Genomic DNA, 21,333 nt, shown 5'->3' with positions numbered 1-21,333 from the left:
ATTTCTTCCTCCTAATCCAATGCTTCCAACCGGTCCAGAATCTCCCTCGTTTCAGAGTCCGTCGATTCTTCCAGTTTATTTTTAAGCTGATTTATAAGTGTGTGCCTTGATTCGAAATTTCTGTACATCCCGAGGTTTTCCTCATAATGCTCCAGAAGGTCCTTCGAGCGCTTCAGGTTGTCATAGACCGCCTGGCGTGTGACATCAAGTTCTTCCGCAATTTCACTGAAAGCAAAATCCTCCAGATAATAAAGTTCGATGTACCTTCTCTGCTTATCCGTAAGCAGGGAATTGTAGAAGTCATAAAGATGATTCATCCGCATCGTGCGTTCGAGTTCTTCCGTCATTATACATCATCCCCGCCTGTATCATCCAGTTCCTCTGCATTTGATATCATATCAGCAAACAGTCCGTAAACATAGTTCTCTGCATTGAATTCCTGCAGATCATCCAGCTGTTCGCCGAGTCCGACGAATTTGACAGGAATGCCGAGCTCATTTCTGATGGCAAGCACGATGCCGCCTTTTGCGGTGCCGTCGAGCTTTGTCAGGACAATTCCGGATACATCCGTCACTTCCTTGAAAGCTTTGGCCTGGCTCAGGGCATTCTGTCCGGTTGTGGCATCCAGTACAAGCAGCGATTCATGCGGTGCGTCGGGCACGGTTTTCTGGATGACGTTTTTCATCTTGGAAAGTTCGTTCATCAGGTTGCCCTTGTTCTGCAGCCGTCCTGCGGTATCACAGATCAGCACATCCGTACCGCGTTTTTTTGCAGCATTGATGGCATCGAACATGACTGCTGCCGGGTCGCTGCCCTCCGACTGGCTGATGACGTCCACATCCACGCGTTCCCCCCACACTTTGAGCTGGTTGATCGCCCCGGCACGGAAAGTATCGCCGGCGGCAAGCATGACATTTTTGCCTTCCTGCTTGTATTTGTAGGCGAGCTTGCCGATGCTTGTCGTCTTGCCGACGCCGTTCACGCCGACGACGAGAATGACAGTCAGGCCATCCTCCTGGATATTGACGGTCTCGGGAAGGTCGTCATTGCGCTCATAGATTTCGACCATCTTTTCAACAATCGTCTCCTTGAGGTCACGGGTTTCAGTGATGTTCTCAACTTTCGCCACATGGCGCAGTTCATCCGTCAGTTCCATCACAGTATTGAATCCGACATCGGCCCCGATCAGAACTTCCTCCAAAGCTTCGAAGAAATCCTCGTCCACCGTGCGGTAGCGCGCCATCAGTTCATTGATTTCATTCTGGAATTTCTCACGGCTCTTTTCGAGACCGGCTTTGAATTTATAGCCGATCTGTTCCTGTTCCCATTCCTCGAATTCCTCGATGCTGATCAGGCCGTCATCGAGTTTCTCATTCTGCTCCTCCGCCGACTTTTCAGCAGCCTCTTTCTCCTTGTTCGGCTGGAATCTGTCTTTCAATCGTTTAAGAAAGCTCACACCGTCTCTTCCTCTCTCACTTTTTCTTCGTAGTTCTTAAGGTCAACACTTATGAGCTGGCTGACACCGCGCTCCTGCATCGTCACGCCGAACAGCCGGTCACTCTCTTCCATTGTACCTTTTCTGTGGGTGATGACGATGAACTGTGTATTTTCCGCAAGCTGTTTCAAATATTTCGCATAACGCAACACGTTGGATTCATCCAGTGCCGCTTCCACCTCATCCAGGATGATGAATGGGCTTACGCGCACTTTCAATATGCTGAACAGCAGGCTGATTGCAGTCAGCGCACGTTCGCCTCCTGAGAGCAGCGACAGCGATGACAGCTTCTTGCCGGGCGGCTGGGCGTAGATCTCCACGCCGGATTCCAGATAGTCATCTTCAACCGTGAGTCTCAGCTCCGCCTGTCCGCCGCCGAACATCTCCCTGAACACTTCGCCGAAGTGTTCGTTCACCTGCCGGAAAGCCTCCCTGAATCTGACTGCGACTTCCCCGTCCATTTCACTGATCACTTCAAGCAGTGTCGAACGCGCTTCCAGCAGATCGGCCTCCTGGGCCTTCAGGAAGCTGTAGCGTTCATTGACACGCTCGAATTCCTCGATGGCCCCCAGGTTCACGGGGCCGAGTTCCTCGATGCTTTTCTTATTGAGTGAAATCTGCATGCGTTTCTGATCGATATCCGAGAAATCATCATACTCCTCTTTCGCTCTTTCATAGGTGAGCCGGTAGTTTTCGGAAAGATATTCGATCTTCTGTTCCATTTTAACATCCAGCTTCTCTTTTTTGCCTGTATGATTGCGTAATATTTCCTGACATTCTTCAAGCTCTTTGGAAATCCGGTCACGCTTTTCCGTGATTGCGTTGTATTCCATCCTGATTTCATGCTGGCGGCCGGACATGGCCTCCGTCTTCTCATACAGTTTTTCCACCTCTATGGAGAGTTCCCGCTTCTCCTTCTCCAGGGCGTCAATATCCATGCCTTCAAGGTCTTCAGAGACCATCTGCTGCTGCGCTTCTGTTTCCCTGACGGCCTCACGCGCCGCTTCAAGCTCTGAGGCGATCCTTTCCTGCTCAGCGCTGTTGTGGCTGGTGCGCTCTTTGACTGCTGTATACTCGCGTTCAGCAGCGTGTGCTTCATCAGTGAGGGCAGCGAGCTTCTCCTTTTTCTCCTTGTCGGATGCGCTCATCAGGCGGATGCGTTCGTCGAGTCCGGCGAGCTTCTCCTCCGCCTCTTTGATAAGACCGGCGTAATCACGCACTTCCTCCGTGCGGCCGAGTGATTTCAGTTCATCTTCAAGCACCGCCATGGTCTCCGCTTTCGCCTCGAGCTGATAGCCCAGCCTGTCTGCGGCGGATTCCGCTTCCTCGTGCCTTTCGGCAAGCTTTTCGCCTGTACTCTCCTGTTTCGACAGTTTTTCCATCTGTACGGAGACTTCCTCGCCGAGGTCACTGACGATTGTTTTCATGCGCTCGAGTTTGCCTTTGTATTCCGCAAGTTTCTCTTTTGTTTCCGCCATTTCCCTCTGGCTCTCGATGATGGAACTTTTTGTATTCTTCGAGCCGCCGCTCATCGCGCCGCCGGGCATGATCGTCTCGCCGTCCATGGTGACGATGCGCGCACGGTGGTTGATATGGCGTGCAAGGGCCCCTGCATCGTCTATGTTTCCTGTAACAACCGTCGTCCCCAGCAGATGATGGACGATATCGCTGAGGTCATGATCTGCAACCGCGATGTCGGCAAGCACCCGGGCCTCTATATGCGAGTTTTCAACCTGCCGGCGTATCTCTCCGGAAAGTGATCTCGGGCGGATGACATCCATCGGCAGGAATGTGGCAAAGCCGCTCTTTTTCTCCTTGAGATAGCTGATTGCCTTTTTGGCGTCCTGTTCACTGGCCATGATGATGTTCTGCGCCTGGGCGCCCAGTGCAGTATCAAGCGCCGTCATATACCTGTTCTCGGTCGAGATCAGTTCACCGACCGAGCCGCGCACACCGCCGACCCTGTCTCGATTTTTCAGGATCGCACGGACACCCGGATAGTAGCCGCGGTATTCATTCTGCAAGTTTTTGAGCATTTCAAGCTTTGAAGCCTGCTGCTCGATGAAACGGTTTGCCTTGTGCAGCTTTTCCTGCTCTTCATCGTATTTCCGGTTGAGCTCTGTGAGTGCCTTCTTTTCAGCAAGGTATCTCTCCCGTGCCTCAGCAAGCTCTGCACCGGTCTTCTCTTTCTCCTCAACCAGGCCACCGTGTTCCGCCGCCTCTTTTTCGTAATCCTGCCTGAGTGTTGCGAGACGCTCCTCTTTCTGCCGCAGACTGCCGTCGAGACGGGACTGTTCCGTCTCTTCCCGGCGCCGTTCGTTCTCGAGCGTCGTCTTCTCAACCATCAGATCATAATAGCTGTCCTTGAGTTTTTCAATTTCATCGCCCTGATCCTCTGTAAGATAGCGCTGCTGCTCCTTTGACTCTCTCAGGGACTTTTTAAGTTCCGATGCACGCGCGTCCAGGAATTCGGCTGTACCGTCAGCCTCAGCCTTTTGGGCATCGAGGGATTCGACCCTCGAATTTTGTTCAGAGAGACGCACCTTGAGTTCTTCCACCAGCTGTCCTTTGTTGTTTTTGCGTTCTTTGTATAGATCGATCCGCCCGCTGGTATTCTCAAGCCGTTTGGACAGTTCAACGAGCCGGCTGTTCAGTTCTTTGTTTTCACTGTCATATTTGTCACGCGCGCCCTGGAGCTCCGACATTTTCCGGTTCATCTCTTCTTGTGCATGACGGCATTCCGAAGCTTTCTTCTCTGTTGCGTGATAAGCTGCCTCCTCTTTATGGAGGAGGGTTGCGAGGGCATTGATGTCGTAGACGGTCACTTCGATATCGCTGCGGCTCATCTCTTCTTTGAGCGCCAGGTACTCTTCGGCAACCGCACTCTCCCGCTCGAGCCGCGTCACGCGGGATTCAAGCTCCTGTATGATATCATTCACCCTGCTCAGATTCTGCGCGGTGTCTTCGAGCCGCTTTTCGGACTCTTTCTTCCTCAGTTTGTATTTCATCACGCCCGCCGTCTCTTCGATCAGGTTCCTGCGCTGTTCCGGCCGCGCCTTCAGCACTTCATCGACCTCCCCCTGGGAAATGATGTTATAGGCATTTTTCCCGAGGCCGGAATCGAGGAAAAGCTCGTTGATTTCCTTCAGCCTGCATTTGTCCTCATTGATATAGTACTCACTGTCACCGTTCCTGTACAGTTTTCGTGTGATGGTCACCTTATCCGCATCTATTGCCAGTTTGCGGGATCTGTTGTCCAGCACGAGGCCCACCTGCGCATAGTTCATGGCCTTCCTGCCGGATGTGCCGTTGAAGATGACATCCTCCATCTTCACACCCCGTATCGTCCGGGCCGACTGTTCGCCGAGCACCCAGCGGATCGCATCCGTGATGTTGCTTTTGCCGCTGCCGTTCGGGCCGACGACTGCCGTCACACCCGAATCGAATTTGATATCCACTTTATCCGCAAATGATTTGAAGCCGTGGGCTTCTATCGCTTTCAAATATACCATCAGTGATTCTCCCCGCCATTCGTTTCACTCAATGCCTGTTCGGCAGCACGCTGTTCGGATTCCTTTTTGGAGCGCCCGAAGCCTTTTCCAATCAGCCTGTCCTCCATATAGACGCCTGTGACAAATGTCTTGTCATGGCTCGGACCCGTCGACTCCATGAGCCTGTATTCCACCGCTTGGCGGTGATTTCTGTGCATATGCTCCTGCAGCGCCGTCTTGTAATCGACTACTGCATTATACTTCGCATCCTTCACCTCGGGGAAGACGAACTTCTCGAGGAACATCCATACAGCCGCGCTTCCCTGATCCAGATAGAGCGCACCGAGAAACGCCTCGAAAGTATCGGATATTATGGAAGGCCGTTTCCTGCCGCCTGTCTTTTCCTCTCCGCGGCCGAGCATGATGAGCGGCTCCATGCGCAGTTTGGAGGCGAATACTACAAGTGAGGGTTCACACACGATGTTGGCTCTCAGCTTTGTCAGATCGCCTTCCGGCAATTCGCTGAACCTGTTGTATATATAGTCTGAAACCATCAATTCTAGTACTGCATCGCCGAGAAATTCCAGTCTCTCGTTATTATGGATTTTATTGAGCTGCAGATCGTTTATATATGAGCTGTGCATGAAGGCCTGCATATAGAGTGCCTCATCACCGACCACAAGATCCGTACGTTCAAGAAAACCCGTCAGTTCGCCGCGGAAGGACGCAAGCCCGGCTTTGGCATGATCATCTTTTTCAATTATACTTTCTATTTCCTTAAATTCCATAACGCTCACTCCATCATCTTATTCTAAATGAATATACCGTTTAATAAAAGTTTTCACACAAAAATAAAATCCACTCCGGAAAGTGGATTTTATGATTAGTTTGCTTCCAATTTGTCAATGTAGTTAAGAGCATCGCCTACTGTGTTGATCTTTTCAGCTTCCTCATCCGGAATTTCCATTTCGAATTCGTCTTCGAGCTCCATAACCAGTTCAGCAATATCCAAAGAGTCAGCGCCGAGGTCATCTTTGAAAGATGCCTCCTGAGTCACTTTCTCTTCATCAATACCAAGTTTGTCGACAATAATGTCTTTTACTTTATCAAAGTTTGCCATCAAATTCACCTCCCTCCAATAATAGCACAGGTCCTACCCCATGTACATACCGCCGTTGACATGGATGGTCTGGCCTGTGATGTACTTCGCAGCATCCGATGCAAGGAACTTCACAGTCTCCGCAATATCCTCCACAGTACCGAAATGATTGAGCGGTATCTGGGAGAGCATCTGGCTTCTGATATCCTCAGACAGGACATCCGTCATATCACTTTCGATGAAGCCAGGGGCAACAGCGTTGACGGTAATGCCTTTGGGTGCCAGCTCACGCGCCACTGATTTTGTGATGCCGTCTATGCCGGCCTTGGATGCGACATAGTTGGTCTGCCCGGGATTGCCCAAAGAACCGACGATGCTTGAGATATTGATGATTCTGCCGCCCTTCTGACGGATCATCGGCCTCGACACACTCTGTATCACATTGAATGCGCCTTTTAAGTTCACATCGATCACCTGGTCCCATTCGTCGGACTTCATCCTCATGAGGAGATTGTCTTTGGTGACCCCTGCATTGTTGACGACGAGGTCGATTGAGCCGTAGGTGTCCGTGATATATTTGATCATCGCCTTGACATCATCATGGTTCTGCACGTGACACTGGTATGGCTCTGCAGCGCCGCCGGCCTCAGCAATCGCGCGCACCGTCTCCTCCGCTTTTTCCTTCGACCCGGAATAGTTCACGATAACAGTATACTCTTTACCGAGGCTGAGCGCGATACTTTTTCCTATACCGCGTGAAGCACCGGTTACCAATGCAATTTTACTCATTCAGAAACTCCTTTGCCTGTTCCATCGTATCGATATTCACCGTATTTACGGAACGGTCTATTTTTCTCATCAGTCCGCTCAGGACTTTCTTTGGCCCGACTTCCACTGCTTCCTCCGCTCCTTCTGACACCGCTGCCTGGACACACTCTGTGAAGCGGACAGGACTTGTCATCTGTTCAATGAGCTGTGCCTTGATGACATCCGGATCCGTCTCCGGCTTCGCGGACACATTCTGGATCACCGGTATGACCGGCGCGCTGAATTCTATATCCGATACGAACTCGCTGAATTCCTTTTTGGCGTCCTCCATCAGATGGGAGTGGAATGCCCCCGAGACGTTGAGCGGCATGACACGCCTCGCGCCCCTTTCCTTCGCTTTCGCTGCGAATTCTTCAACCAGTGATGCATCCCCCGAGACCACCGTCTGATCCGGTGCATTCAGGTTGGCAGGCTGCACACGCCGGCCATCTGTGGACAGCTCATCGCACAACTCCTCGAGATCGGCAAGCTCCATGCCGATGACGGCAGCCATGCCGCCGCCCTCTGATTTGCTCATGAGCGCTCCGCGCTTCGCAACGATCCTGATGCCGTCCTGAATGTTCAGTACACCCGCATGCACAAGCGCTGGGAGCTCGCCCAGGCTGTGCCCGAGGACCATGTCCCCTTTGATGCCGGTGGCAGCAAGCACCGCCATGCTGTGGGCGAACAATGCCGGCTGTGTGTATTCCGTCTGGTTCAGACGGGTGTCTTCCTCGAACATGATCGATTTCAGATCAAAATCCACGTTCATGAAAATTTCATCCAGGACCGTGCGTCCTTCTGAGGATGATTCATAGATGTCTTTTGCCATCCCGCTGTACTGGGCGCCCTGTCCCGGGAATAGTATCAGTCGTTTCATGCATTCTCCTCGATTCTCTCTTTGATTTTTGAAATGGCCTGTGAATCCGCCATCTTCCTTGCCTGCCTGAGGGCTGAGACGATGGCGACGGAGTCGCTGGACCCGTGTGCCTTGAGCACATTGCCGTCAAGCCCGAGAAGCGGTGCGCCGCCGTACTGACGGTAATCCAGCAGATCCTTCACGGCCTTGAAGTCATTTTTAAGGACCATTGCGGCCATCTTGTTCTTTGTACTCTTAAGGAAAACGTCCTTGATTTCACTCATGAGCGCAGAAGCCGTCCCCTCAATCGTCTTCAGTACGACATTTCCCGTAAAACCGTCCGTCACCGCGATATCGACATCCCCTGAGAGGATGTCACGCGTTTCAAAGTTGCCGATGAAATTCATATCGCTCTCCCGGAGCAGTTTGAATGTCTCCTTGGTCAGTTCACTGCCCTTGTTCTCTTCACTGCCGTTATTGACCAGTCCCACAGTCGGATTATCACGCCCCGCAATTTCACGCATGTATATATCCGCCATTACCGCAAACTGCTCGAGATGCTTCGGTTTGTTTTCAGCATTGGCCCCCATATCCAGAAGCATCATGCCGCGTCCGTCAGTGCTCGGCAGCAGGGTGCCGATCGCCGGCCGTTCGATTCCGCGGATGCGCCCGACGACAAAAAGTCCGGCACTCATCAGCGCCCCGGTGTTTCCTGCCGAGACACATGCCGCGACTTCTCCGTCTTTGACCGCCTTGCAGGCCCTGACAAGCGAGCTGTCCTTTTTTCTTCTGACAGAGCGGACGGGGTCATCATCCGACTCTATCTTTTCCGTCACTTCTATGAATTCGACACGTGGATGATCCCCCGTATATGCGCCCTTTGTGCCGTACAGCTTCACTTCCAGTGTTTCATCTTCCCCGACGGCGGCCAGGACACCCTTTTCAATTTCAGCAGGGGCGTTGTCACCGCCCATCAGATCTACTGCCACTTTAACCATTTTTTTCACCTTCATCAGTTTCATCTGTGTAATACATTTCAAACCGCCCTTTGAAGACAAGTTTCTGTTCCACTCTGGATGTCACGGTGATTATCGCCGTATGCCCATCCATCTTCTCAACCACCGCTTTGGAGATCACCTTGTCACCGAGCTTCGATGCCCGGGTGAATTCTATGTCGGCTGACTTCGTCAGTGCCAGCGGCTCATCAATCACCGCTACACACAGCGAATTCGCCTGGGCAAAAAGATAATGTCCCCGGGTGATCTTATTCTTCTGGAATACATGCCCGTCTTCCACTATGAACAGCGACAGTGCATGATCATTCAGTTCTATATCAATTATTTCACCGATGACTTCCTGGAGTGAAAGGCTCCTTATCTTTTCCGTCTCTTCCCTCGCAACATGCTTGATCCGCTCCCTGAGTTCAGGAATGTTGAGTTCGAGGCGGTCCAGACGGATCGTCTGTATGCTGACTTCAAAAACTTCGCTCAGCTTTTCATCCGTCAGGAAAGGATCTGTGGATACCTTCTCCAAAAGGAGTTCCTGCCGTTCCTTTTTTTTGTATCTTGCCATGTGATGACCTCATTTAGTAGTTGGTACTAACATCAGTATATATAAGTGACTTTCTGATTTCAAATAAAATTGATATAAAGGTCACAAAAAAATGGCTGCTTCTCTCAGGAAGTAACCATTGCAACTTTCATTCCACTATCGTCGCTTTCACGATCATCCTTTTTTCGAAAAGGAGCGTCTCCGGGTTGTAGTCCTCGCATGTAATCAGTGTGAGCTGCTGCGGCTGGCCCTCCCGCTGGTCCATGACTTCCACCTGGGATGGATTCACATCAAATATATCGGTGATTTCGTATACGCGTGTGCCATCCTCAGTTATGAATTCAATCCGGTCGCCGACCGACGCCCGGTCCAGATAGTTGAAACGGATGCCGGCGCCTTCAACGCGGTGGCCGGCAATCGGTATGTTCTGCATATCAAGGTGGTCCGTTTCATGCACGAATGAGACGCCGCTTTTCATCTTATCCTCGGTGACGGGGCCCTCGAATACCGGTTCATTGATGGCGGCGGAGTCTATTTTCATTACGCCGGCCATCCCTTCGCCGATATCGATGCCCCCGGGGGCTTCTTCACCATCATCCCCGGTTTTTGTACTGACGCCGGTGATCATCGATTCGAAGCGCCCGACGTCCACCGACGACTCACCATTCTGATAGGCTTCGATGATGCGGTCATTGACCCTGTCGGTGAAAAATTCACGTATGTCCTGCCAGAAGAAAAGGACGGCAGCTGAAATTATCATCGCGACACCGGCCAGTCTCAGGAAAATTCTCATGCATCTTCCCTCATTTCTCCGGACAGTTCGATTGCACTGAGGCGTGCATGCTCGAGGATCCGGTAATCTTCAGCAAGATCTGCAACCTTGAATTCGGGCAGACCGCTCTGTCTGACGCCGAAGTAGTCGCCGGGACCCCGCATCTCAAGGTCCTGTTCACTGAGTTCGAAACCATCGGTCGTGGACGTCATTATATCGATTCTCTGTTTCGCATTCTCGGTTTTCGGATCGCTGATGAGGGCGCAGTAGCTCTGCATATCGCTCCTGCCGACTCTGCCGCGCAGCTGATGCAGTGTGGAGAGGCCGAAGCGTTCGGCATTGAAGATCACCATATATGTTGCGTTCGGGACATTTATGCCGACTTCGATCACTGTTGTAGAGACAAGAACGGGTTTCTCGAGCCGTTCGAAACGGCCCATGCCTTCATTCTTTTCTGCCGGTTTCATGCGCCCGTGCACCAGTTCAACCTGTTCCTCCCCGAAGCAGTCGAGGAACATGTGGTAGATTTCCTGGACATTTTTAAGATCGAGTGTCTCGGACTCTTCAATCAGCGGAGCGACGATGTAGGCACTGTGCCCCTTTCTCACTTCCGAGGCGATGGACGCCATCACTTCATCCACCTCATCATAGCGCCTCCAGTATGTTTCGACCGGTTTGCGCCCTTTCGGCATTTCCCTGATGATTGAGACATCCATGTCTCCAAAAGTTGTGATTGAAAGTGTCCTCGGTATCGGCGTTGCCGTCATGTAGAGCACGTTCTTGCGGTGCGCCTTGTCGTTCAGCCGTTTGCGTTGGTTGACACCGAAGCGGTGCTGCTCATCGGTGATGATGAGGGAAAGCCGGTTGAACAGCACATCATCTTCGATCAATGCGTGCGTACCCACGATCAGATCGATTTCACCCGACTCAAGCCGGCTCACAATCTCCATCTTTTCCTTCCTTGTCGTTGTACCGGTCAGTTTGGCAATCGTGAGACGGTCCTCGAACGTATCAGTGAAGGACTGATAGTGCTGGTTTGCAAGTACCTCCGTCGGCACCATTACCGCCGTCTGTTCACCGATTGTCTTCACTGCATATGCAGCGATGCCCGCGACAATCGTCTTGCCGCTTCCGACATCCCCCTGCAGCAGCCGATGCATTGATACATTCTGTTTCAGGTCCCGGCATATTTCATTGGTGCACTTCTTCTGGTCCCCCGTGAGACCGAACGGCAGAGTATCGATGAAAGCTTTCAGTTCATCAATATCATAGTCTATGATATAACGCTCGTTCCTCACCCGCTCTTTCTGCCGTTTCTCCATCAATCTGAGCTGGAACATGAACAGTTCGTAAAACTTGATCGTCCGGCGCCCCTCTTTTATGTCAGCGGGGCTTTTCGGAAAATGGATCAGCCTGAGAGCCTCTCTCACCGACAGCAGACGGTACTTTGCCTTGACGGTTTCAGGGAGATCGTAGTTGAATGAAAAACCACCAAAGACTTCAGCGACAATCTTATTGAAAGTCTTCGAATGCATCACTTTCCCCATGGGGTACGTCACGCGGAATCCGCCGCCCGCTTCGTATATCAGCCTCTGTCCATTGATTTCAAGCTTGTGCTTGAGATATTTCCCCGACAGTCTGGCCTCTTCCCCCACGATAAGTTTATCTTTCAGATAGGGCTGGTTGAAGAATGTCACCTTTACATAGATGCCGTCGATTTCCATGAAAACCGTCAGGCGGTTTTTCCCGCCTCTGAAGTAGGCGACGGCAGGTTCTGTCATGACGGTCCCCATCACAGTGACCTTATCGTTATTCTCTGCATCGGCCAAGTTCATGACGCTCAGATTCTCATAGTTCGCCGGCAGATGGAAAAGCACATCGTTCACAGTCTCAATCCCTATTGAACTGAGTTTTTCCGCCACTTTCGGACCGACGCCCTTCAGGATGGCCGCCGGTTTCTGCGGTGTGATGACCTGGTACATCGCGGCCATTACTGACCACCGAATATTTCCTGTTTCAGGCGCTGGCCGGTCGGAGTACCCGCCAGACCGCCGCGTCCAGTCTCACGCAGTGCCGACGGCATCGTGAGGCCGATCTTGTACATCGCTTCCAGAACCTCATCCGCGGGAATCCTTGATTCGATGCCGGCAAGCGACATGTCTGCTGCAGTGAGGGCATTACTTGCACCTGCTGCGTTACGCTTCACACACGGAACCTCCACAAGCCCCGCCACCGGGTCGCAGACCAGACCGAGCATATTTTTAAGTGCGATGGCAAAGCCGTGTGCACTCATTGCCGGAGTGCCGCCCGCCATTTCAACGAGGGCGGCTGCCGCCATTGCGCTCGCACTGCCCACTTCCGCCTGGCAGCCGCCTGCGGCACCCGAGATGCTTGCGTTGTTCGCCACTACGAAGCCGAACGCCCCTGAAGTGAACAGGAATTTGACCATGTCCTCGCGGGACACGTCATGTTTCTCCTTCATGGCAAACAATACACCGGGCACGACGCCCGCGGATCCTGCGGTCGGTGTCGCGCAGATCTTGCCCATCGCTGCGTTCACTTCGTTGGTACTGACCGCGTGGGCGATTGCGTAAAGCGTGAGATCGCCGCTCAGTCCTTTACCGCTGTCGATGTATTTCTGCATCTTCACAGCGTCCATACCCGTCAGCCCGGTCGTGCTGGTGACACCGCCGATGCCTTCCTCCACTGCGGATTCCATCACTTCAAGGTTTCTTTCCATATCTTTATACACATCAAGGTAAGAGCGGCCTGTCACCTCCATCTCCTGGCTGATCATCACATCCGCAATTGACTTCTCCTGTGTTACAGCCGCTTCCACCAATTGATCTATACTGTTGAACATATATCAGACCCTCCTAACTTTCTTTCATTTCTATGACTCTGTCAACGCCTTCTGCTCCATTTATCTCTTCGATGATGTAATCTTCGATTACATCATCGAGTTCGATCGTCATCAGTGCAATGTCCCCTTTTTCCTTGCGTGATACATTCATCTGGCTGACGTTTATCTCGTTGTTGCCGAGTATCGTCGTTACGCGCGCAATCGTACCGAAAGTATCTTTGTGGAAAATGAGGAGCGTCGGATAGTTGCCCGATACATTGATGTCATAATCATTGATGCTCACAAGCTCAATCTTGCCGCCACCGATGGAGATGCCCTCCACCGTCAGCCGCTCCTTTCCTTTGACGAGATGCAGGAGTGCAGTATTCGGGTGTGAGCGTTCCTCCTCCATCTCTATGAACTGGACATGCATGCCGGCTTCCCTGGCCTTTTCCTCCGCTGTGATGATACGGTCATCATCAGTGTCGAAGCCGAGCAGCCCGCCGATGAGTGCGACATCGGTGCCGTGTCCCCTGTACGTATCTTTGAATGAGCCGTAAAGGTATATATCCACATGATCCGGCTGTCCGCCGAACAGGCTGCGGGCGAGGAGCCCGATCCTCGCCGCCCCGGCGGTGTGGGAGGATGATGGTCCGACCATCACCGGTCCGATAATGTCAAATACACTTTTATATTTCATGGTAATCCTCCTCATTGATGAGCTTTTCAAAAAGGCCACACGGATCGTACAACCCGTGTGGCCATTATGTCTATTCTACAGATAGCAGGTAACTGTACACCGGCTGCTGACCATCGTGAACCTCAAATTCAACCTCGTCATATTCAGCTTCGATCGATTCCACAATGCGGTCCACTTCCTCACGGCTGCCTTCCTTGCCGATCAGGATCGTGACGATTTCAGAATCGTCATCAAGCATTGATTCAATCAGTGTCTTCAATGTTTCTTCCCGGGAATCATTCGCAGCTGTGATTTTGCCTTCATTGATTCCCATATGCTGATCTTTTTTAATTTTCATGCCGTCAATCTGAGTATCACGTACCGCATATGTCACCTGGCCGGTCTTCACATATTCAAGGGATTCCTGCATCGCTTCCTGGTTGTCCTGAAGTTCCGCTTCCGGAGAATATGACAGGAGGCCGGCAAGACCTTCCGGAATGGATGTGGTCGGGATGACGATTGCCGGAATATCCAGCATATCACGTGCCTGTTCGGCGGCCATGATGATGTTTTTATTATTGGGGAGGATGATGACTTTTTTGACATCTTCATCTTCGATGGTTTTAAGTATGTCTTCTGTGGACGGGTTCATCGTCTGTCCGCCGGCGATGATATGCGTGGCACCGATGCTCCTGAAGAGCCTGTCGATTCCTTCGCCGGACGATACGGTGATTACCGCTGTATCGTAGGACTTCTTCTCTTTTGGACCCTTTTTCTCCTGGATTGCACGGAACTGCTCACGCATGTTTTCAATCTTCATCTTGATGAGTTCACCGTACGTCGCGCCGTACGTCATGGCCTCGCCCGGTGTTTCAGTGTGCACATGGACTTTGGCGATTTCATCATCCGAGATCACGAGCAGGGAATCACCGAATTCGCTCATGTCGCTGCGGAATGCATCTTCGTCGAATTCCCGTTTCCCCTCTTCAAAACGTACCATAAATTCGGTACAGAATCCGTATTCAATGTCTTCGGCCGTCATGAACTCCTCGAATTCATGTTCATCCTCGACGAATTTTTCCGTATCCACTTTCGCGCTCCTCATTTCCAGCTTCTCGCCCTTGAGCGCGGCAAGGAACCCTGCGTAAACATAGACAAGCCCCTGGCCGCCGGAATCCACGACGCCGACTTCCTTTAGGACCGGAAGCAGGTCCGGTGTGCGTTCGAGCGAAGCCCTCGCCTCTTTGATCACCGCTTCCATCACGCTGATTACAGAGCCGTCTTGACCTGCAGCACCTTCCGCAACGGCAGCTGAATCCTTGGCAACCGTGAGGATCGTGCCCTCGACCGGTTTCATGACTGCCTTATAGGCTGTCCTGACGCCGGCTTCGAGCGCATCTGCGAATTCCGCGGCACCGATTTCAGCTTTGTCCTCGATCGCTTTTGAAAATCCTCTGAACAACTGTGACAGGATGACGCCGGAGTTGCCCCTCGCGCCCATCAGAAGCCCTTTCGAATAATATTTTCCAATCGTTCCGATGTGGGTTTCGTCCTTATCCTCGACCTCATTCGCTCCGGAAGTCATCGAGAGGTTCATATTCGTGCCCGTATCACCGTCCGGGACAGGGAAGACGTTTAATGAATCCACATATTCAGCATGCTGCCGGAGATTTTCGGCACCACTCAAAATCATATTTTTAAACATTTTGCCATCTATCTTATTCATTGCTATCGTAAATCCTCCCTGATCAATCCTCAGAATTGATGATCCTGACTCCCTGCACATAAATATTCACAGCATTGATATTCAGTCCGAGTGTCTTTTCAAGATTATATTTTACAGTGGACTGGACGTTCGCCGCCACCTCGGATATTTTGATGCCGTATCCGACGATGATGTAAAGGTCCACATCCAGGTTGCCTTCATTATTTTCAATGATTACACCGCGTGCATAATTTTCTTTACCGAGCAGCTCTGCAAAACCGTCGCGCACCTGGTGCTTTGACGCCATCCCCACCACTCCATAGCTCTCCACTACAGCGTTGCCGGCGATGTTTGCGATTACATCGATTGCAATATCGATGCTGCCCATATCGTTCCTTATTTCCAATGTCATATCGTTCCCCCCTGACACATCATTTAATTATAATCAGAAATATGCTGTAAATACAAGCTTAATCCAACAGTTTTCCATTTTCATATGAATATAAAATCACTTGTCAATCAAGTTCCAATCATGTATTATATTATAGTATGCTATGAACAAAGCAATCAATCATTACCTAAATCTTTATAAAAGGGAGATGACAGCATGTCTAAAGTCTGCTATTTCACAGGACGCAAAGCAGCTTCCGGAAACAACCGTTCACACGCTATGAACGCCAACAAGAGAAGCTTCGGTGCGAACCTTCAGAAAGTAAGAATCATGGTTGACGGTAAGCCGAAAAAAGTATGGGTTTCCGCCCGTGCGCTCAAATCCGGCAAAGTACAGCGCGTATAATGCCGCACACGATCCATCCGGGATATCCCGGGTGGATTTTTTTATACCCTTATTATACCATCCGGGGTGCAAAAAACCCCGGACGGCGGTCCGGGGTCGGATTCAGAAAATATTTATGATGTAGACCATTGCCATTGCCGTGAAGATGGCGGGGATCATGTTCCCCACCCTCATTTTCGTCACGTTCAGCATATTGAGACCGATGGCGAGCAAAATGACGCCGCCGGTTGCCGATACCTGGAGTATCATCTGATCGAGTATATACTCCGGGATGAGACGGGCGATTTGTGAAGCGGAGACGATGATCCCCGATTCATAGAGGAAGGCCGGCACCCCGGAGATGATCACTCCGAGACCGTAGGTCGTGGTCATGACTATGGCAATGAAGAAATCCATGATCGATTTGGTATACAGCACTTCATTCGAGCCTCTGAGACCCGCATCGAGCCCGCCGACGATTGCCATCGCACCGACGATGAATACGAGTGTACCCGAGACGAACCCCTGGGAAAGGTTGCCGGCATGCTTATCCCCGAGCTTGAACTCCATCCAGTGACCGAAGCGGTTCAGCTGCTCTTCAAGGCGGATCACTTCCCCTATGACCACGCCGATGATCAGGCTGAGGAGTGTCACGATGATATCCTCCGCCTGGACGACCATCTGAATCCCGAGTGTCATGATGACAAGCGCCTGGATTTTCATGATTGAATCTTTTATCGGTTCGGGTATGAAAGTGAATATCAGCCCCAGCAGGCCTCCAATGACAATTGCCAGACCGTTGGCAACTGCGCCCATGAACATCATCCGATCACCTCTTTCATGCTAGTCTATGGATTGTATCATAAGAATGTCGCTATCTGTATACACATTTCCTTTATTATTTATAAATTCATTGCTTATCGTAAGCGTTGTGCCGAATCCGAGCGGCTCTTCATCAAGTTCATACTTGAATCCGTCGAGCGACAGTACGGTTTCATCATTATATGGCAGGAAGGATATATATTCCATCCCCTCCTGCCGCATTACTTCATGCTTACCCGCACTCAGCAGGCTTATAACATTCTGCCGGTCAATGATCTTTATATCCGTGGTGCGGAGCGCTTCATGCATGAGCAGCTGGATGTTTCCGAGGGCATGATCCATCCTGCCGCCCGTCGCACCGAAAACATTGATGGTAGTGTAGCCCTTCCCCACGAGATCGCCCAGGCAGAGGGCAAGGTCGGTATCGTCCTTTTCAGCCGGCACAGGATCTATATCCAGCTGCCTGGTGATGAACTCCCTCTCCTCTTCAGTGATCGAATCAAAGTCGCCGTAACTGTACTCCGGCATGATTCCTGCCTCAAGCAGCAGCACCACACCGTGGTCCACCCCCGCCCAGGACTCTCCGGCTCTTCCTTTCAGTATTTCCGCTGTATAATCCGCTTCAGCGCGTACTACTACATTGATGTGCATATCATCTATCCTTTCAGTGCAGCGACAGCTTTTCTCCAATCCGGGGAACTGAACAGATGCGAGCCGCTGACAAGCAGTCCGGCACCCGCCTCTGTGCATATTCCGGCCGTTTCATCATTGATGCCGCCGTCCACTTCTATTTCAAAATCATATCCATGCTTTTTCCTCATTCCATCGAGTTCCCTGATTTTATCCACGCAGGAAGAAATGAACTCCTGGCCGCCGAACCCCGGATTCACCGTCATGACAAGCACATAGTCCACTTCCGGCAGGAGATACCTGATGCTGTCTGGGGGAGTGTGGGGGTTGAGTACTATCCCGGCCTTCATCCCGTAGCTCTGAATCAGCTGCATGACACGGTGCGGATGGGGTGTCGCCTCAACGTGGAATGACACCATATCCACCCCCATCCCTGAAAATTCCGGAATGAACTGTCCCGGCTCCTGCGTCATGAGATGGACATCGAGCGGAATGGATGCCTTTTCTGCAATCGCCTCCACCACCGGCAGGCCGTAGGAGATATTCGGGACGAACCGGCCGTCCATTATATCGAGATGGAAAATATCGGCGCCTGCAGTCTCCATCTCCCTGATATCTTCACCCAAAGCTGTAAAATCCGCTGCAAGCAGCGAGGGCAGTATTTTAACCATGTTCAGTACCTCTCTTTTCTGTTTTCTATTTCCTGATGGATTGCGAGGTAGCTGCTGTAACGGCTTCCGGTGAGGTCACCTGAAGCGACGGCAGCTTTCACTCCGCATTTTGGTTCGTTGATATGGGAACATTCCCTGAATTTGCAAGATGCGCTGTACTCGTTGAAATCGGGGAAGCAGTACTTGATATTGTACTTGTCGATATCCGTGAATTCTATCGTACTGAAACCCGGAGTGTCCGCTATCAGACCGCCGCCGGTACGGACGAGTTCGACGTGCCGTGTCGTATGCCTGCCGCGGTTCAGCGCAAACGATATCTCACCCGTGTCGAGCCCAAGGTCCGGCACGAGCGTATTGAGCAGAGTCGACTTCCCCACGCCGGACTGTCCGGCCAGCACACTCAGCCTGTCCCGGAAGATCCCTTTCAGATCTTCTCCGATATGTTCCTGATCGGTGAAATGCACCGGGTAGATGCCATCGTATACTTCCCTGATCTCCTCGTGTTTTGCCGGATCGTCATCAAGATCTTTTTTTGTAATGACGATGACAGGCTCCATATCGTGGGCTTCTGCATAGGCGAGGAAACGGTCAAGGAGATAAAAGTTGAAATCCGGTGATTTCATGCTCATCGTTACGAGGAGCTGGTCGATGTTCGCCACCGGCGGACGGATGAGTGAATTTTTCCGCTCATGTATTTCATTGATATAGCCGCCGCTTTCATTTTCTATCTGAAACGTCACGAAATCCCCGACAAGCGGTGTCTCCTGCGTCTTTCTGAACTTCCCTCTCGCGCGTGTCTCATAGACCGAGCCGTCATGCTCCACATAATAAAAGCCGCTCAACGCCTTAATGATTCTGCCTTTTAACATATCTCACCCCTGCTTGGATTGTTTTACTTTATTATAGCAGTTTAATTCTTTATGATAAAATATGTAGTGCATTACTATATCAGGAGGCGTATTAAAATGGCAGAAACAATTGATATCAGCAAAGTGGGCGATGCAGTCAGGGATGAGGGAAACGTCCTCATAGATGTCAGGGAAACGCCTGAGCTCGAGGAAACGGGTTTCATCCCGGGCGCGGTGCATTATCCGATGTCGAACTTTGAGAGCACCATAACAAGCCTCGATAAAGACAAGAAATACTATGTCATCTGCAGATCGGGGAAACGCAGTGAAAACGTACAGAACCATCTGCTCGACAACGGTTACGATGCAGTGAATGTCCTGGGCGGCATGTCCGCCTACGAAGGGCCGGTCAATCATATTTGACGCTTTGAGTAACGAAAGCCGGATTCCATATGGAACCCGGCTTTTTCCATGCAAAAAAGCAGCACCTGCCGGGTGCTGCTTTGAACTGTCCTGTTATTTGCGGTCCACGACTTCGCGGAGGTTTTCAATGATGAAACCACTCTTCACGTAACCCGGAATACTGTTCAGGTCTACTGTAAGATCCTGTTCAGGCACATCGTAGGTAACGCGCTCGGCGAAGTATTTCATCGTCTCTTCCATGATGATGATCGTCATCCACTCTCCGGCACAGCGGTGGTTTGTGTAATAGTCGCCGCCGCCCTGCGGTATGAGGTCGAACGGGCTGCCATCCCAGTCCTTGAAGCGTTCAGGATAGAAATCATCCGGATTTTCAAATACGTCCTCGCGGTGCATCGTTCCATATATATCGAGAGCAATCATTGTATCCTTTTCAATTGGATGCCCTTCGAACTGTATATCCGTTTTTGCTTTGGCAGGCAGGAAAGGAACGAACGGATAGAACCTTCTTACTTCCTGGGAGAACATGTATGCATAGTCATCATCGGACTTGATCTTCTCCCGCGTAATCGGATGCTCATGCATCGCAAGGAGACCGAATGAAACAAAGCGGTTGATGGCGATGAGCGGGCGGAATGTGTTCATCAGGTCGATTGCGCATAGCCTGGAATCCATCGGATTTCCTTTATAGTCTTCCCAGTGGGCGAATTCATACAGTGCAGTGCCCTCCGGAGGGAATATTTTGCCTTTGCGTGTTTGGATGATCTGATCTTCAAGCCAGTCCTCAACACGTTTGCGGGCATCCACAGACGCTTTATATCCTTTGAATTTTCCGCCGAGACCTTTGAAGGAGTCGATCATGACATCCATGTCAGTCGCAATCTCTTCAATCTTCTCCTCAGGTGCCTGTACGCCGGCCCATTTGGTCCCGATCTTGGTCAGCTGCACGATGGACTCACGGTAGATGTTGATCTGATCCATCTGTTCCATCTTCTGGGTATTCATGTACCAATGGTTGCGTGTCAGTTCCCTCAGATGTTTCAGGTTGCCTTCAGTCATGAGGGACATGAACAGGGCTTTTCTGTCAATATGCTTTTTACCCGTGGTCGTGTGGATTGCCCCTTTACCGAACAATGTATTCACGACACGTTTTGGCAGTGTGCCGGAACGCTCGATCTTGTCGTTGTCATAGAACAATTCAGCAGCATCTTTACCGCTGATGACAATAATCTTTTTTCCGCCGAGTGCCCGTGTTTCAAAAATATTTTCACTTCCAAGGCGCTTCCTCTGGTTGGTTATATAGAGATAGCCCTGTTTCATAACTTTAAGAGTGTTGTCGAGACCTTTGTCTCTCTTAATTGTGCCCATAAACTCTCCTCCAAATTTCAGTTTCCATACCATTATATATAAACAGTTGACCCAATGCCAACAATTACTAATATGGAATCTCATCTTCTATTTCAGTCTCACCGTCGATTACAACTTTGTAGGAAGCCGTCTCCCCCTCTTCAATCGTCAGATCGATGCTGTACTCTCTTTCTTCAGTCATTTCAAAGGTGTCGGCGGCCGTACTGATGTCATTATCCTTGTCTTCGATGAAAATTTCAACAGTTTGCGGCTCAGGTTCTGAGTCCTCTTCTGAAGCGTTTTCTTCCTTGTCACCTTTTCCACTCTCCGAAGACTCTTCTTCCGACGGATCTTCTTCGGCTTCCTCTGCGGATGAACCCTCCTCTTTCAGATAAGGGATCGTGATGTTCTGTACATACTGCTTCTCACCGGGCTCCTGGCCGCGGGATACAACCATCTGGATGGTCGAACCGGGAAGGAAACCGCCATAGTTCGGACTCTGGCTGATGATATGGCCCTC

22 protein-coding genes and 1 pseudogene are annotated in these 21,333 nt (G+C 51.0%); 2 read left to right on the top strand and 21 right to left on the bottom strand.

Features of this window, described 5'->3' with window-relative positions:
• Window positions 1-11: 11 nt before the first annotated feature.
• From WN59_RS00115 to WN59_RS00045, 15 genes are all read right to left on the bottom strand, one after another.
• Window positions 12-347, bottom strand: a complete 336-nt coding sequence (locus WN59_RS00115; protein WP_046510782.1) for a putative DNA-binding protein — start codon at window positions 345-347, stop codon at window positions 12-14.
• Window positions 347-1,456 carry a signal recognition particle-docking protein FtsY gene (ftsY, locus tag WN59_RS00110; RefSeq protein ID WP_046510779.1) on the bottom strand — a complete coding sequence of 370 codons (1,110 nt, stop codon included), beginning with the start codon at window positions 1,454-1,456 and terminating at the stop codon, window positions 347-349. The genes WN59_RS00115 and ftsY overlap by 1 nt, the downstream gene beginning before the upstream one ends.
• The gene (gene smc, locus WN59_RS00105; protein ID WP_046510778.1) at window positions 1,453-5,007 is read right to left on the bottom strand and encodes a chromosome segregation protein SMC; all 3,555 of its coding nucleotides are present in this window, start codon (window positions 5,005-5,007) and stop codon (window positions 1,453-1,455) included. Before smc ends, ftsY begins: the two co-directional genes overlap by 4 nt.
• Window positions 5,007-5,774: a ribonuclease III gene (gene rnc, locus WN59_RS00100; RefSeq protein ID WP_052747199.1), complete on the bottom strand. Its 768-nt coding sequence runs from the start codon at window positions 5,772-5,774 to the stop codon at window positions 5,007-5,009. The genes smc and rnc overlap by 1 nt, the downstream gene beginning before the upstream one ends.
• Window positions 5,775-5,869: 95 nt before the next feature.
• Entirely contained in the window at window positions 5,870-6,106 is a 237-nt protein-coding gene (locus WN59_RS00095) for an acyl carrier protein (RefSeq protein ID WP_017548510.1), read from the bottom strand.
• Window positions 6,107-6,139: 33 nt separating this feature from the next.
• Window positions 6,140-6,874 carry a 3-oxoacyl-[acyl-carrier-protein] reductase gene (gene fabG / locus WN59_RS00090; RefSeq protein WP_046510773.1) on the bottom strand — a complete coding sequence of 245 codons (735 nt, stop codon included), beginning with the start codon at window positions 6,872-6,874 and terminating at the stop codon, window positions 6,140-6,142.
• The gene (gene fabD / locus WN59_RS00085) at window positions 6,867-7,772 is read right to left on the bottom strand and encodes an ACP S-malonyltransferase (protein WP_046510769.1); all 906 of its coding nucleotides are present in this window, start codon (window positions 7,770-7,772) and stop codon (window positions 6,867-6,869) included. The genes fabG and fabD overlap by 8 nt, the downstream gene beginning before the upstream one ends.
• Window positions 7,769-8,749: a phosphate acyltransferase PlsX gene (plsX, locus tag WN59_RS00080; RefSeq protein WP_046510767.1), complete on the bottom strand. Its 981-nt coding sequence runs from the start codon at window positions 8,747-8,749 to the stop codon at window positions 7,769-7,771. The genes fabD and plsX overlap by 4 nt, the downstream gene beginning before the upstream one ends.
• Complete coding sequence (gene fapR, locus WN59_RS00075) at window positions 8,742-9,323, bottom strand: transcription factor FapR (protein WP_046510764.1); 582 nt, start codon at window positions 9,321-9,323, stop codon at window positions 8,742-8,744. The genes plsX and fapR overlap by 8 nt, the downstream gene beginning before the upstream one ends.
• Window positions 9,324-9,450: 127 nt before the next feature.
• Window positions 9,451-10,095, bottom strand: a complete 645-nt coding sequence (locus WN59_RS00070) for a class A sortase (protein WP_046510761.1) — start codon at window positions 10,093-10,095, stop codon at window positions 9,451-9,453.
• Complete coding sequence (gene recG, locus WN59_RS00065) at window positions 10,092-12,065, bottom strand: ATP-dependent DNA helicase RecG (protein ID WP_046510758.1); 1,974 nt, start codon at window positions 12,063-12,065, stop codon at window positions 10,092-10,094. Before recG ends, WN59_RS00070 begins: the two co-directional genes overlap by 4 nt.
• The gene (gene sdaAA, locus WN59_RS00060; protein WP_046510756.1) at window positions 12,065-12,937 is read right to left on the bottom strand and encodes an L-serine ammonia-lyase, iron-sulfur-dependent, subunit alpha; all 873 of its coding nucleotides are present in this window, start codon (window positions 12,935-12,937) and stop codon (window positions 12,065-12,067) included. The genes recG and sdaAA overlap by 1 nt, the downstream gene beginning before the upstream one ends.
• Before the next feature lie 13 nt (window positions 12,938-12,950).
• Window positions 12,951-13,616 (bottom strand): L-serine ammonia-lyase, iron-sulfur-dependent subunit beta, encoded by a 666-nt coding sequence (sdaAB, locus tag WN59_RS00055; protein WP_046510754.1) that lies wholly within the window; start codon window positions 13,614-13,616, stop codon window positions 12,951-12,953.
• A gap of 70 nt (window positions 13,617-13,686) precedes the next feature.
• Complete coding sequence (locus tag WN59_RS00050) at window positions 13,687-15,321, bottom strand: DAK2 domain-containing protein (protein ID WP_046510752.1); 1,635 nt, start codon at window positions 15,319-15,321, stop codon at window positions 13,687-13,689.
• Window positions 15,322-15,343: 22 nt separating this feature from the next.
• Window positions 15,344-15,712 (bottom strand): Asp23/Gls24 family envelope stress response protein, encoded by a 369-nt coding sequence (locus WN59_RS00045; protein WP_046510750.1) that lies wholly within the window; start codon window positions 15,710-15,712, stop codon window positions 15,344-15,346.
• Window positions 15,713-15,907: 195 nt separating this feature from the next.
• Between WN59_RS00045 and rpmB the strand changes: the two genes are divergently transcribed.
• Window positions 15,908-16,096, top strand: coding sequence for a 50S ribosomal protein L28 (gene rpmB, locus WN59_RS00040; RefSeq protein ID WP_046510746.1), 189 nt, complete (start codon window positions 15,908-15,910; stop codon window positions 16,094-16,096).
• 102 nt (window positions 16,097-16,198) lie between these two features.
• Here rpmB and WN59_RS00035 read toward each other — a convergent pair whose 3' ends face one another.
• From WN59_RS00035 to rsgA, 4 genes are read right to left on the bottom strand one after another with little or no spacing between them, the layout of a single operon-like run.
• Window positions 16,199-16,900, bottom strand: coding sequence for a DUF554 domain-containing protein (locus tag WN59_RS00035; RefSeq protein ID WP_046510743.1), 702 nt, complete (start codon window positions 16,898-16,900; stop codon window positions 16,199-16,201).
• 18 nt (window positions 16,901-16,918) lie between these two features.
• Window positions 16,919-17,548 (bottom strand): thiamine diphosphokinase, encoded by a 630-nt coding sequence (locus tag WN59_RS00030; protein ID WP_046510739.1) that lies wholly within the window; start codon window positions 17,546-17,548, stop codon window positions 16,919-16,921.
• A 5-nt stretch (window positions 17,549-17,553) separates the two neighbouring features.
• Entirely contained in the window at window positions 17,554-18,198 is a 645-nt protein-coding gene (gene rpe / locus WN59_RS00025; protein WP_046510736.1) for a ribulose-phosphate 3-epimerase, read from the bottom strand.
• Between the two features lie 2 nt (window positions 18,199-18,200).
• Window positions 18,201-19,067, bottom strand: a complete 867-nt coding sequence (rsgA, locus tag WN59_RS00020) for a ribosome small subunit-dependent GTPase A (protein WP_046510731.1) — start codon at window positions 19,065-19,067, stop codon at window positions 18,201-18,203.
• 96 nt (window positions 19,068-19,163) lie between these two features.
• Here rsgA and WN59_RS00015 point away from each other — a divergent pair, with 96 nt between their 5' ends.
• Window positions 19,164-19,469 carry a rhodanese-like domain-containing protein gene (locus WN59_RS00015; RefSeq protein ID WP_046510727.1) on the top strand — a complete coding sequence of 102 codons (306 nt, stop codon included), beginning with the start codon at window positions 19,164-19,166 and terminating at the stop codon, window positions 19,467-19,469.
• Window positions 19,470-19,562: 93 nt separating this feature from the next.
• Here the strand turns inward: WN59_RS00015 and WN59_RS00010 are convergent, their stop codons facing one another.
• Entirely contained in the window at window positions 19,563-20,834 is a 1,272-nt protein-coding gene (locus WN59_RS00010; protein WP_046510725.1) for a cytochrome P450, read from the bottom strand.
• A gap of 67 nt (window positions 20,835-20,901) precedes the next feature.
• Window positions 20,902-21,333, bottom strand: a pseudogene (locus tag WN59_RS13680) (Stk1 family PASTA domain-containing Ser/Thr kinase); the annotation flags it as partial.

The sequence above is a fragment of the Salinicoccus sediminis genome, assembly GCF_000986795.1.
In the GTDB taxonomy this organism is placed as follows: domain Bacteria; phylum Bacillota; class Bacilli; order Staphylococcales; family Salinicoccaceae; genus Salinicoccus; species Salinicoccus sediminis.
The sequence above is the reverse complement of the archived record's forward strand: the minus strand, read 5'-3'. Positions and strand labels throughout refer to the sequence as shown.